Origin of the sequence: Asanoa ishikariensis, from assembly GCF_900107455.1 — a bacterium.
Lineage (GTDB): Bacteria > Actinomycetota > Actinomycetes > Mycobacteriales > Micromonosporaceae > Asanoa > Asanoa ishikariensis.
This window is the reverse complement of the sequence record NZ_FNQB01000010.1, coordinates 1-12,504: the sequence shown is the minus strand read 5'-3', so window position 1 is coordinate 12,504 and position 12,504 is coordinate 1. Positions and strand designations below refer to the sequence as shown.

The 12,504-nt window shown below is 66.6% G+C and carries 14 protein-coding genes; 7 read left to right on the top strand and 7 right to left on the bottom strand.

Features of this window, described 5'->3' with window-relative positions:
* Positions 1-194 precede the first annotated feature (194 nt).
* Genes BLV39_RS42100 through BLV39_RS42090 form a run of 3 tightly spaced genes read left to right on the top strand, consistent with a single transcriptional unit; the run spans position 195 to position 4,104 of the window.
* Positions 195-932, top strand: coding sequence for a hypothetical protein (locus tag BLV39_RS42100; RefSeq protein ID WP_090805217.1), 738 nt, complete (start codon positions 195-197; stop codon positions 930-932).
* Complete coding sequence (locus BLV39_RS42095) at positions 932-1,882, top strand: beta-ribofuranosylaminobenzene 5'-phosphate synthase family protein (RefSeq protein WP_090805214.1); 951 nt, start codon at positions 932-934, stop codon at positions 1,880-1,882. Before BLV39_RS42100 ends, BLV39_RS42095 begins: the two co-directional genes overlap by 1 nt.
* A gap of 47 nt (positions 1,883-1,929) precedes the next feature.
* Positions 1,930-4,104 carry a nucleoside monophosphate kinase gene (locus tag BLV39_RS42090; protein ID WP_176985367.1) on the top strand — a complete coding sequence of 725 codons (2,175 nt, stop codon included), beginning with the start codon at positions 1,930-1,932 and terminating at the stop codon, positions 4,102-4,104.
* A gap of 23 nt (positions 4,105-4,127) precedes the next feature.
* Here BLV39_RS42090 and BLV39_RS42085 read toward each other — a convergent pair whose 3' ends face one another.
* Positions 4,128-5,393: an alpha/beta fold hydrolase gene (locus tag BLV39_RS42085; protein ID WP_090805209.1), complete on the bottom strand. Its 1,266-nt coding sequence runs from the start codon at positions 5,391-5,393 to the stop codon at positions 4,128-4,130.
* A gap of 10 nt (positions 5,394-5,403) precedes the next feature.
* Positions 5,404-6,060, bottom strand: a complete 657-nt coding sequence (locus tag BLV39_RS42080; protein WP_090805206.1) for a hypothetical protein — start codon at positions 6,058-6,060, stop codon at positions 5,404-5,406.
* Positions 6,061-6,078: 18 nt separating this feature from the next.
* Between BLV39_RS42080 and BLV39_RS43520 the strand changes: the two genes are divergently transcribed.
* Positions 6,079-6,228: a hypothetical protein gene (locus BLV39_RS43520; RefSeq protein ID WP_176985366.1), complete on the top strand. Its 150-nt coding sequence runs from the start codon at positions 6,079-6,081 to the stop codon at positions 6,226-6,228.
* On the opposite strand, the gene BLV39_RS42075 is transcribed toward BLV39_RS43520, so the two are convergent.
* Positions 6,221-6,709, bottom strand: coding sequence for a hypothetical protein (locus BLV39_RS42075; protein WP_090805204.1), 489 nt, complete (start codon positions 6,707-6,709; stop codon positions 6,221-6,223). The genes BLV39_RS43520 and BLV39_RS42075 overlap by 8 nt on opposite strands.
* A 35-nt stretch (positions 6,710-6,744) precedes the next feature.
* Positions 6,745-7,101, bottom strand: coding sequence for a VOC family protein (locus BLV39_RS42070; RefSeq protein ID WP_090805201.1), 357 nt, complete (start codon positions 7,099-7,101; stop codon positions 6,745-6,747).
* Positions 7,102-7,240: 139 nt separating this feature from the next.
* On the opposite strand from BLV39_RS42070, the gene acnA reads away from it, so the two are divergent.
* A complete protein-coding gene (gene acnA / locus BLV39_RS42065; protein WP_090805198.1) occupies positions 7,241-10,015 on the top strand; it encodes an aconitate hydratase AcnA in 2,775 nt (924 codons plus the stop codon).
* Between the two features lie 66 nt (positions 10,016-10,081).
* Positions 10,082-10,327, top strand: a complete 246-nt coding sequence (locus BLV39_RS42060) for a DUF2630 family protein (RefSeq protein WP_090805195.1) — start codon at positions 10,082-10,084, stop codon at positions 10,325-10,327.
* Positions 10,328-10,434: 107 nt separating this feature from the next.
* Here BLV39_RS42060 and BLV39_RS42055 read toward each other — a convergent pair whose 3' ends face one another.
* From BLV39_RS42055 to BLV39_RS42045, 3 genes are all read right to left on the bottom strand, one after another.
* Positions 10,435-10,803, bottom strand: a complete 369-nt coding sequence (locus BLV39_RS42055) for a hypothetical protein (RefSeq protein ID WP_090805192.1) — start codon at positions 10,801-10,803, stop codon at positions 10,435-10,437.
* 69 nt (positions 10,804-10,872) lie between these two features.
* Positions 10,873-11,514 carry a tetratricopeptide repeat protein gene (locus tag BLV39_RS42050; RefSeq protein ID WP_090805189.1) on the bottom strand — a complete coding sequence of 214 codons (642 nt, stop codon included), beginning with the start codon at positions 11,512-11,514 and terminating at the stop codon, positions 10,873-10,875.
* Complete coding sequence (locus BLV39_RS42045; protein ID WP_090805186.1) at positions 11,511-12,086, bottom strand: hypothetical protein; 576 nt, start codon at positions 12,084-12,086, stop codon at positions 11,511-11,513. Before BLV39_RS42045 ends, BLV39_RS42050 begins: the two co-directional genes overlap by 4 nt.
* 157 nt (positions 12,087-12,243) lie before the next feature.
* Between BLV39_RS42045 and BLV39_RS43515 the strand changes: the two genes are divergently transcribed.
* Entirely contained in the window at positions 12,244-12,414 is a 171-nt protein-coding gene (locus BLV39_RS43515) for a hypothetical protein (RefSeq protein ID WP_176985365.1), read from the top strand.
* Positions 12,415-12,504 lie beyond the last annotated feature (90 nt).

Genomic DNA, 12,504 nt, shown 5'->3' with positions numbered 1-12,504 from the left:
GGGGCTTCCGGTCCCCTCGGCCTGGGTCGTCAAGCCCGACGAGGCCGCCGAATAAAGCTCCGCTCCTTCTTGATCCTTTAGACCGTCAGATCCATTCGCGGGTCAGGGATCTTCCCTCGGCATGCGTTCGGACCGCAAACTTAGTCCGTCGCGGTCGTCGGACAGGTTGTCGCACAGGAAGGAGCAAACCAGGAATGACAGTTGAAGTCACCTCCATCCGGACCCGCTCCATGACCATTGTGTACTACCTGGTCCACGCACTCATCGTTGCCGTTGGCGCGATCATCACGATGATCAATAAACCCGTCGCCACGGCAATAGGAACGTCGCTGATCGCCACCGGAGCGGCCGGCGCCGTTATCTATATCTACCTGATCAGAACTGAGACCGCGCGCGAAGCCCTAGAGATGTTCAACGTTTTCGGTCTGCACCGGATATACGACCGGCGGGCGGCCCAGATCCGAGGCGAGTACGCCTCCAGGCTGGCCCGGGCCAACTCAAAGATCGATATCATCGGTTTCGGGCTCAAAGACTTCCGCAGAGATTACATCGCCGAACTGGGCGCGCTTTCCCAGAAGACGACGATCAGGATTCTCCTTCTCGACCCTGACTCGCCGCTCGCGGCACAGCGCGACAAAGAGGAAGGTCAGTCGGTCGGCACGATAGCCGGCGAGATTCGCGAGTTTGCCACCCAGTTTCAACAACATTACGGCAAAGGCAGCCCAACGCTTTCCTTGCGACTTTATACCTGCTGCCCGATGATCAACATCTTTCGCATCGACAACGACATCTTCTGGGGCCCCTACTTTGTCGGCCGGGCGAGCGGCAATACGGCGACCTTCAGGGTGCGGCGTGGCGCGATCCTCTTTGATCAACTCCAACAACATTTCGACGAGGTCTGGGACAAGTTCTCCAAGCCGGTGGAGAGCTGATGCCCCAGGCGGTCGTCGTTAGCGCGCCCGCTCGTCTCCACATAGGATTGCTGGACGTGGGGCACGCGACAAGTCGAACGTTCGGTGGCATCGGCCTAATGATCACCGACCCGTCGACCCAGGTCCGGGTCGAACCCGCTGACGCCACGTGGGTCTCCGGCGCCGACGTGCGACCGGAAACGCGAGAATTGATCCGGCAACGGCTTGGCGACCTCATGGCGGACATTGGGCTACCCCCAGTGCGGGTCGAGATCATCTCGTGCCCACCTGAGCATGTCGGATTTGGCTCCAAGACTTCACTCGTGCTCAGTTCGCTGATCGCGGCGGCCCGGCTCTTCGGCGTGACTGTCCCAGACGATGCGATCCAGTCCTACAGCCGCCGTGGCGGCGCCAGCGGCACAGGGATCCACGGCTTCTTCTCGGGTGGACTGATCGCGGACGCCGGACGCTTGGGCAGACATCCGCTGCGTCCGTCCGCCCAACAACGGCCGGCTTCCATTCCAACGGTCGTGCGGCGGGTCGACATACCCCCGTCCTGGGAGGTGTCACTGTTTCTGCCGGCCGGCCGGCGAATGTTCGGCTCGGCCGAGGCGGCCTTCTTCGATCAGGTGACGCCCATCCCGAGGATGGAGGTGCTGGAGCAGATCGCACTGACCTATCAGGATATTCTTCCAGCGGTCATCGACGCCGACATTGACTCTTTCGGGCGTGCTATCGATCGTTTTTCGCAACTCGGCCTTAAAGCTCGCGAGATAGCGGCCCAGCCCTCCGCCCTGCGCGACCTCATCGCAAGACTGCGAGATCACGTGCCGTGCGTCGGCATGTCCAGCATGGGCCCGGTCGTGTACGCGATCAGCGATGGACCGCTGGACGACAGCGCCCTGGCCGAGGTCGGGGTGAAGCTTTTCAACAGGGCCAAGGGTTCCAACGAAGGGTACACAGTCTCATGACCAGGCTCGTTCCGCGGCCGATATTCCTTCAGGGTGAACGTCGACCCATGGTGGCCTTTTTCACGTCCAGCGGCGCCAAGTACCGCCAGGCGCAGGCCGTCTTCCAGGGCGTTGGTCTCCGGCTGACCCATCGGAAGAACGACTCGCGCCCCTATGACGAAAGCTACGACGGCACCGTCGAAGACCTCCTGCGGAGGGCCATCAAGGAAATACAGCATCGCGGTGGCGGGTCGCGTTCGATGTTCTTCATCGAAGACACGTCGATCAGGATCGAGGCCTTGAGCCACGGCCGCGAAGAACCTGGGTTACGCGCGAAAGAGTGGTTTGCCGAGACGACATTTCGAGAGCTTGACGAGAAACTCAAGGCGATGTCGGACCGACGCGCCGTCGTCAAGTCGTGCATCGGATTGTCCGTCCCCGGCCTTCGAGACCCGATCTTCTTTTACGGTCGGACCGATGGCGTCGTCGCACAGTCTCCGGCCACATTCGACATCAATGAGGCCTACCCTTGGCTATCCCCCGACAACTTCAGCGCCTGGCTGATTCCGGACGGCAGATCTGAAACCCTGTCTGAGATGTCCTTCGAGGAGTCACTGGCAGTCGACTTCAGAGTAAAGGCACTTCTCAGTCTCACCGCGAGGCTTGAGGAGTACGCACTTATGCTCAACGCGGCTCAACCAGTGTTCTCGCGACGGACCGGGACAAGGGAGACTCAGCCCGGATTGTTCCCAAAGCCCAATCCCGAAATTCTGCTCGTAGTCGGGCCTACGTGCGCTGGGAAGTCGACGTTTGGCACCTACGTCCAGCAACTCCTCGAATGGCATTTTGTGGATGCCTCGTCGGTGGTGCGGGTGTTGCGGGAACAACAGGGCATGGAACACGAGGAGGTATCGGATTTCGCGCACGACCTCCTGCACAACGAAGGCTTCGATGTCGTGGCGCGATACATCGCGCGGGAATACTTACCGAGCAAAAGCTCCTTCGAGCCCGGCATCGTCATCACCGGATTCCGCGCGATAGAAGAGATCGAGCACTTCCGACAAAACTACCCGAACGTAAAGGTCGTATCGATCGAGGCGCCGCTTCGGGTCCGCTACGACCGTTACCTGCGTCGGGGTGCGCGCAAGCCACTGGGATCGCTGGACGAGTTCGAGCGGGAGAACGAGCGGCAACACACCCTTGGGCTGCTGCGGGTGGTCGACGAGCTCGCCGACGTCCGAATCTCCAATGTGGGCGACGAGCACGAGTACCAGGGGCAGGTCGCCACCGTGCTCGGCTTGGACAACCGGCAGGCAAAGGGTGTGAGCCTGGTCGGACATCGCCTGAACCCGAAGCGCAGCCAGTTGTACCGGTCCCTGGCGGTTCTCCGGAAAGCGGGCCGGCCGCTGACGACCCAGGAAATCGAGGCGATGATGCCGGATCGGTCCGTACGCCACAACAACGTCAACAAGATGCTGAAGCGATACCCGGAACTGGCGCTCAGGCACGAAAGCCCGGACGAAAACCTCAAGTATGAGATCACCTCCACCGGAGACGCGTTCATCGACGCGATCGACCGGGTACGGCGAATGGGCGTCCGGATCTCGTTGTTCGGGCCTCCTGGCGCTGGCAAGGGCGTCGTAGCCGGGGAACTGCTCGCAGACGCTCGACACTCGCGATACGTCGCGACGGGCGATCACTTCAGGGCGCTGGCGAAGTCTGACGATCCGAGAGCAGCGGTGGTGGCCGCCGCGCTGCGAGAGGGTCGACTCGTTCCCTTACGGATAGTCATGGACGAAATCGCTAAGATCTGGGGCCGCAGCCGCGCCCGCAGCTTCGTTCTTGACGGCTTTCCTCGTACCGTCGAGCAGGCCAAAGAGTTCGAGTACTTCCTGGCGTCCAGGGGTGAGGCGCCCTTGGGATTGGTCGTGAATCTTGTCGTGCCCACGGATGTGATCGAGCAACGCTTGGCCGGGAGGCGGGTGTGCGAAACATGCGGATCCGTGTACCACGTCACGCTACGCCCGCCCGAAAAGCCAGGAACGTGCGACCGCTGTCAGGGCACGCTCGGCAAGCGTGACGACGACCGGCCCGATGTTATCCGCCAACGCCTGGCCGTCTACGCGTCGCAGACCAGGCAGGTGCTGACCTTCTACGAAGGTGAGAAACGGCTCCTCGAGCTTGACGGGCAACAAGACCCAGAGGCCTTGGTGACCCGCATCCTCGCTGCCTTGCGGCCTTAGAAAGAACGCGAGGCGGCAAAGAGTTAGATGCGGCCCGCGGCCATGTCCATGAGGCGGGACAGGACCTTGCCTTGGGAGACGGCTCCGCCGTCGTGTTCGTATTCGTTGGTTACCCATGCTCGGGTGTTGCCCACCGCGCCCGCCGTCGCCAGCGAGAGCTCCGCGTCCACGTACATGTCGTCGAAGTAGACGACCGCCGCCACCGGGACATCGTTCGACGCCAGGCGCGGCAGGTCGTAAAGGTCCGGCCAGTCGTCAGCCTCGGCCAGCAGGTCGGCGGCCCCGGCGAAGGGCCGCAGCGCTGCGATGTCCTGGAACATCCAGGGAAACATCATCTCGCCCGTGAAGAGCAGCGGTGTCGCGTCCGTGGCGAACTCCGGGCGCGTCTGGATCGCGCGGTCCGCTGCCCAGCGGGTCGGGTGGCCCGACTGGCCGTAGCAGTACTCCTGAAGCGCGTACAACGGCGCGTCGATGAAGCCCGTGCGCGTCATCACCTCGTGCAGGAACAGGTCCGAGAGCTCCGCGCCGTGCCAGGCGTCGTCCAGCAGCCAGTGCAGGCGTTCGTAGCCGTCTCCCATGCCGAAGGCGCTGCCCAGGAAGCGGAAGCGGTTCACCGTCAGGCGGTCGCCGTCCGGCAGCAGGACCTGCGACGACGCCAGGTGGTCGGCGATTCGGGATACCGCGGCCACGTCCTCCGGATAGCGCGCGTAATGGGCCGCGTTCTTCGCTGCCACTCGCGGGTACGTGCGGGTGTAGACGTCGTCGGCCGTCGCCGTCAGGCCCGGCAGTCCGCCCGTCACGTAACACGAACGCAAGCCTTCCGGCGCCAGGCTCAGGTAGGTCAGCGTCACGAAGCCGCCATAGCTCTGGCCCAGCGTCTCCCACCGCACGCCGTCGCCCAGCAGCGCGCGCCGGATCAGCTCCGCGTCGCGGACGATGCTGTCCGCCCGGAAGAATCGGAGGTAGGCCGCTAGAGAAGAACTGCTCATGCCGCGAACCGTTCGCGCGCTGATCGGGGTGCTCCGGCCCGTGCCCCGCTGGTCCAGCAGCAGCACCCGGTGCGTCTTCAGCGCCCGGCCCAGCCAGCTCCCGCTCGGGCCCGACGGCCGCGGGGACTTCGAGCCGGGGCCGCCCTGAAGGAAGATCAACCACGGCAGGTCGTCGCCGGCCCGGTCTGTGGCCACCACCTCGCGGGCGAAGACCGAGATGGTCGGGCCGCCCGGCGAAGCGTGGTCCAGGGGGACCGTGAACGTGTGGTCGGTCAGCACCAGGCCAGGAAGACGGGTCACTCGACCAAAGCTACGTGATCTCCACGGCGATCTCCTCGCCGAGTTGGCCGCCGCCCTCCAGCACCAGGTCGTCACCACTCCAGAAGCGGCCCGGGTCGTACCAGTTGGGTCGCCGGCCGGCCGGCAACAAGCCCATCGCCTCGTACGTCACGGCGACCACTTCAGCGCAGTAGGCGGTCTCCAGCCGAGCATCAGGCGGCGCCCCGGCCGCCTGCGCGTCTCCGGCGAAGAAACCCGTCCGCAGGTCCGGCACCCGGCCCCGGGCCCAGCGCCACGCCAGCCGGGTCGTCGACGGGAACGGTGTCCCGTCCAGGCGGGCGATCGTGCGCAGCACCGCGTTCTCCATCTCCGGCGACACCGGCGTCTGGAGTTGCCGCAACCAGGCGCGCTGGCCGTAGCGACGCGCCCAGACCAGCACCGCCTCGCGCAGGTTGTGCAACTGCACACCGCGTTGGAAGGTGCCCGTCCAGTGGTCGCGCAGCGAGCGCCCGAGCTCGGCGTGCCACATCAGCGCCGGCAGGTCCTCGATCACCACCGACATGCCGACGTGGTTGACGGGGCTGTTGGTGGCGAGCCGGATCGCTCGGTCGGGCACCGAGCTGCCGCGGAACAGCCACACATCTCCGGTCCGGGTCAGCTCGACCGCCGCGTCCAGGGTGATGGCCATGCCTCTACCCTATGTGGAATGCGATGGTGGAAGGTGCTGGGCGTTGCCGGGCTGGTCGGAGTGGCCGCGACCGGGGTGGTGGTGGCGCGGGCCGAGCGCAAGCGCCGGAACTACACGCCAGACGAGATCAAGACGAAGCTCCGCGAGAAAGCCAAGGAGGTCAGCTGACCGCCGGCAGCTCCTCGAGCTCGCTCGCGCCCTTGCGCTGCACGGCGCTCGGGTCACAGACGAGCGTCACGCGGTACGACAGCGCGACGTTGGACAGGATCTCGCCACGGATCCACAGGCAGACGCCGACGCCCTCGTCGTCCCCGGGGTGCTCGTAGAACTCGACCTCGGGGGCGGTGATGCCGCCGAGCAGGCCCTGCGTGCCACGCTCGGTCGGAGCGACCTGCAGCACGCCCGCCGTCACCTGCACCTCGACGCTCTCGAGCTGCTCGGCGTCGTACCAGTGGGTGTCCGGCAGGAACAGCCGGGTGTCGACCGGGCGCTTGGCGTACGCGCCGCTCATCAGACCGGTCTCTTCGTCCGGCTCGTCGCCGAGGTAGGCCACGCCCGCGTAGTCGGTGCGCAGCCGGCGGTCTTCGGTCTCGAAGTCCGTCACCAGGACGTCGATCCGGGGCTGCGGCTGAAGGTGCACGTCGGTCACGCGCCGCACCTTAGCACCGCCCCGCCACGCTCAGTTCACGCGGTGGGTTCGAGGAACTCCAGGCGGTTGCCGTGCGGGTCGAACGTGTGGAACCGCCGGAAGCCGGGCAGTTCGTCGTTGGCCCAGACGACGTCGTGGCCCGCCGCGGCCAACGAAACCGCCAAAGCGTCCAGACCCTCCCACAGCAGCCCGGGATGGGCCTTTCGGGCCGGCGCGAACGGCTCTTCGACGCCCAGGTGCAGCTCGATGCCGCGACCGACGAACCAGCAACCGCCTCGACCGGCCAGCGCAGGAGGCTTCGGCTTCTGGGCGAGACCGAGCACACCGGAGTAGAACGAAAGAAGGACATCCTCGGTGCCCCTGGGGCACGCGATCTGCACGTGATGGATCATGCGGACCAGCGTGGCGCGGAGTTGACCGGAAAACAAGACGGACGTACGGTTTACTTGCGTCCGGTTAGCCGAACCTAAGCCCGGCGAGCGCAGCCTGCTGCGAAAGACTGATGCGAAACAGGCGGAGAAGGAGTAAGACGTGGCGAGCCTCGACACCTTCGGTGCGAAGAGCCAGCTGCGCGTCAACGACGCGAGCTACGAAATTTTCAAGATCACGACGGTCGACGGGCATGAACGGTTGCCCTACAGCCTCAAGATCCTGCTGGAGAACCTGCTCCGGACCGAGGACGGCGCCAACATCACCGCCGACCACATCCGCGCGCTGGCCGGCTGGGACGAGAGCTCCGACCCGAGCGTGGAGATCCAGTTCACCCCGGCCCGGGTGCTGATGCAGGACTTCACCGGCGTGCCCTGCGTGGTCGACTTGGCCACCATGCGCGAGGCGGTCAAGGAGCTGGGCGGCGACGCCACCAAGGTCAACCCGTTGGCGCCCGCCGAGCTGGTCATCGACCACTCGGTGATCGCCGACCTGTTCGGCCGCGAGGACGCGTTCGCCCGCAACGTGGAGCTGGAGTACCAGCGCAACCGCGAGCGCTACCAGTTCCTGCGCTGGGGCCAGACCGCGTTCAACGAGTTCAAGGTCGTCCCGCCGGGCACCGGCATCGTGCACCAGGTCAACATCGAATACCTGGCTCGTACGATCATGGAGCGCAACGGTCAGGCGTACCCGGACACGGTCGTCGGCACCGACTCGCACACCACGATGGTCAACGGCCTGGGCGTCGTCGGCTGGGGTGTGGGTGGGATCGAGGCCGAGGCCGCGATGCTCGGCCAGCCGGTCTCCATGCTGATCCCGCGGGTCGTCGGCTTCAAGCTCTCCGGCGAGATGCCGGCTGGCACCACCGCGACCGACCTGGTCCTGACGATCACCGAGCAACTGCGCAAGCACGGTGTGGTCGGCAAGTTCGTCGAGTTCTACGGCCCCGGCGTTTCCGCGGTGCCACTGGCCAACCGGGCCACCATCGGCAACATGAGCCCGGAGTACGGCTCGACTATCGCGATCTTCCCGATCGACGAAGAGACGATCAACTACCTCGAGCTGACCGGCCGCGACGCGCAGCAGGTCGCGCTCGTCGAGGCGTACGCCAAGGAGCAGGGCCTCTGGCACGACCCCGAGCGCGAGCCCGCGTACTCGGAGCGCCTGGAGCTCGATCTGGCCACCATCGAGCCGTCGCTGGCCGGCCCCAAGCGCCCGCAGGACCGGGTGCCGCTGGGCAGCGCCAAGCCGATCTTCCGCTCGGTGCTGACCGACTACGTGCAGGCGACCGGGGCGGCTGACGAGGCGTCCGAGGAGTCGTTCCCGGCCAGCGACCCGCCGGCCAACGACCACGACGACCCGGCCGACCAGCCGCGCGACTACGAGTCGGCCGCGCGCGGCGCCAACGGGCGCAGCTCGAAGCCGGTCAAGGTCGTCGGTGACGACGGCACCGAGTTCGAGCTCGACCACGGCGCGGTCGTGATCGCCGCGATCACCTCCTGCACGAACACGTCCAACCCGCAGGTGATGATCGGTGCGGCGCTGCTGGCCCGCAACGCGGTCGACAAGGGCCTCAACCGCAAGCCGTGGGTCAAGACCACGCTGGCGCCGGGCTCCAAGGTCGTCATGGACTACTACGAGCGCGCCGGCCTCACGCCGTACCTGGAGAAGCTCGGCTTCCACCTGGTCGGCTACGGCTGCACGACGTGCATCGGCAACTCCGGCCCGCTGCCCGAGACCATCTCGGCGGCCGTCGCGGAGCACGACCTGTCGGTGGTCTCGGTGCTGTCCGGCAACCGCAACTTCGAGGGCCGGATCAACCCCGACGTCAAGATGAACTACCTGGCGTCGCCGCCGCTGGTGGTCGCGTACGCGCTCGCCGGCACGATGGACATCGACCTGGTCAACGAGCCGATCGGGGTCGGCGCCGACGGCGAGCAGGTCTTCCTGCGCGACATCTGGCCCTCGGCGGTCGAGATCGAAGAGGTCATCGGCCGGGCCATCGCGAGCGAGATGTTCACCCGCGACTACGCCGACGTGTTCACCGGCGACGAGGCCTGGCAGAGCCTGCCGACCCCGAGCGGCGACACGTTCGCCTGGGACGCCTCATCCACGTACGTCCGGAAGCCTCCGTACTTCGAGGGCATGGCGCGCGACCCGCAGCCCGTCACGGACATCCACGGCGCGCGGGTGCTGGCCAAGCTCGGCGACTCCGTGACGACCGACCACATCTCGCCGGCCGGCGCGATCAAGGCGGACTCGCCGGCGGGCAAGTACCTGGCCTCGCACGGTGTGGAGCGGCACGAGTTCAACTCGTACGGTTCGCGGCGCGGCAACCACGAGGTGATGATCCGCGGCACGTTCGCCAACATCCGGCTGCGCAACCAGCTCGTGCCGGGCGTCGAGGGCGGCGTGACGGTCAACCACCTGACCGGTGACCAGACCACGATCTACGAGGCTTCCGAGGCGTACGTCGCCGCGGGTGTGCCGTTGGTGGTGCTGGCCGGCAAGGAGTACGGGTCGGGCTCGTCGCGCGACTGGGCCGCCAAGGGCACGATGCTGCTGGGCGTGCGCGCGGTGATCGCCGAGTCGTACGAGCGGATCCACCGTTCGAACCTGATCGGCATGGGTGTGCTTCCGCTGCAGTACCCGGCGGGCCAGACGGCCGAGTCGCTGGGCCTGACGGGCACGGAGACCTTCGAGTTCGCGGGCGTCGAGGCGCTCAACGACGGGTCCACCCCGCGCACGGTTTCGGTGACGACCGACACGGGCGTCTCGTTCGACGCGGTTGTGCGCATCGACACGCCTGGCGAGGCCGATTACTACCGGCACGGTGGCATCCTGCAGTTCGTGTTGCGCAAGATGCTGGAGAGCTAGACGCTCTGATCACCTCGAAGGGCCCCCTGGACCACAGGGGGCCCTTCGCTGTGCAAGGCTCGATGCATGGACGACAAGACCGTGCTGACCCGGATCAACGACCTGGTCCAGGAGGAACACCAACTCCGCACTCAGGTGCAATCCGGCCAGATCTCCTCGGACGACGAGCGCACCCGGCTGCGCCAGTTGGAGGAGTCACTCGACCAGTGCTGGGACCTGCTCCGCCGACGCCGAGCCGCGCGCGCGGCGGGCGCCGACCCGGACGCCATCAACGCGGAGCCGGTCTCCGAGGTCGAGGGCTACCTCCAGTAAGAGAACTCCCAGCGCGCTCGCGCCGTGCGGTCCGGCAATGACCACGCCGACCGCGCGGCGCAACACCAGGGCCAGCCACCGCCTCGAGGCGCGCGACGGCCTCGGGCTCATCCCTGGAACGCCAGCGTCTTGCAGAGCTCGACCGCCTCGCGCAGGGCGGCGGTGACGGGCGGCTCGAGGGCTGGCGAAACTGTCAACGAGTCGTTCATCGGCTCGGCGACGGTCTTGAGAATGGCGGTTCGCTCGTCCGGCGGGCACAGGCCGGACGCCTCCCGCAGGACGGCCAGACCCTCCTCGGCCCGGCCGGTCAGGCTGAGCGTGTCCGCGAGGTCGAACGCGGCCCACGGGTCTGCCTCGCTGCTGTAGACGGCGAAGCGTGCCAGGTGTTCGAGCTTCTCGATCCGTGCGCGAGCGGGTGCCGTGCTGGCCCGCCTCAACCCGGCGAGAAGCAGCTCGATGCGAGCGGCGTTCATCATGGGATAAAGCTGGTTCGGCGCGATCTCGGACGCACGTCGGTAACAGGTGAGCGCCCGATGGAGAAAGCCTTAGTCCAGGGTGCCGGGTGTCACGGTCCGGGCCAGCCGACGCAGCAGGCCGCCCTGGGTCGCCCACGTCTCAGCGTCGCGATCGTCGAGCGCCAGCGCTCGCTCGAAAGCCGCGGTGGCCTCGTCCATCGAGGTGGAAATCTTGCCCAGCGCTGTGCCGAGCTCCCGCCAGGCCGGTGCCATGTCGGGTCGCAGCTCGGTGGCGATCCGCAGCGCCTGCACGGCCTCGGCGTACTTACCCTCCCGGCGGAAGATCGAGCCCAGTTCGAAATGCGCCCGCCAACTCGCCGGGTTGTTCTCGACGGCTTGCTCCAGCAGCATGACCCGGCGTCGAGAGCTCGCGGCGTTCTGCGCCGCGTCGAGCAGGTCTTCGGAGAGTTGCTGGCGCATTCGGACCAGCTCTTCGGTCAGCGCCGCGCGCTCCTGCCGGATCTCGTCGAGATCGGTGCGCAGGACGGATACGGCCGGCGCCGTGTCGCGCACCGGGCTGTCCACGAATTCCGGACTCTCGAGGCCTTCGAGCGCGGCTTGCGCGATCCGGCGCACCGACTCGGCGATCTTGTCCTCGCCGTACTCGATGACCCGCACTACCAGTGGGTTGAAGCGAACGTCGGCGAGGTCCTGGCAGATCACGATCGTCACGTTGTCGCGACTGGCCCAGCGACCTGGCGGTTGGTCTGCTCTTCGATGGACCGGGCGACCGGCTCGAGCAGACGCTCGCGGATCGCTGTGATGTCGTCCCAGACCGAGGTGGCACCCATGCTCTCGCCTGGCATGGCCACGAAGCAGCGCAGCGGCTTGCCTTTCTGAAGCGCCGACCGATCAGCACTCTCGGCTTCGGTGAGCGCTGTTGGCGCTGCGAGCCGGGTCCGATGTTCGTCAGCGTGCAGACGCTGCAACTGGCCCCACCGCTGCCGCCAGTGATCGAGACGCGGATCGTCCTCGGCGGGTTGTCTGCGCTGGACGTCGCCGAGCAGCAGCAAGGTCTTGACCAACGCCATCAGGAAGTCGATGCTGGGCAACCGCCGGCCTGCCAGTGCCTCGCTGACACCGGACTCGGACAGTGGCCGAGCGGCCGGAGCATGCCGTGCGATGTCCCGTAGCGATGGTTTGCCCTGCTCGATCCGCAAGGTCGTGAGGTCCGCGGCGAAGCGGGCGAGCTCTTGGCCGTATCCCTCGCTGACCGGCTCGTCGGCGCGCTCATGCGTTGCCATCGACGGCCCCCCGGCAGTCTTCGGTGGAGCGCCTCATGTTACGACGCTGAAGGATTCCGAACGATGTCGAAGGCCGCCCGTCCGGCGCCGCATCGAGTCTCTGCGGGTTCGTTCGTCGGCTGCGGGAGCGGGCTTCGAGGTCCGGTGTAGTGGTTCCATGAACACCGTGATGATCGAGCTGTTGGGGCTCGCCACCATTCTGGTCCTCTGTGGCGTGATCTATCTTGTCGCCGGACCGGCCGCGCTGGCGGCAGTCGCGGGCGTTGCCAGCGCCCTGTTCGCGACCTGGCGGGGCGCTCGCAACGAGCGAGGGCGCGGGCGGCGATAGGTCGTAGCCGTAGTCGCGACACCGACCAGCTAAATCTTTGGCTAGGCCTCGTCGGGTTGGGCCACCCAGGCCGAGAAAACCGGAAGTCCG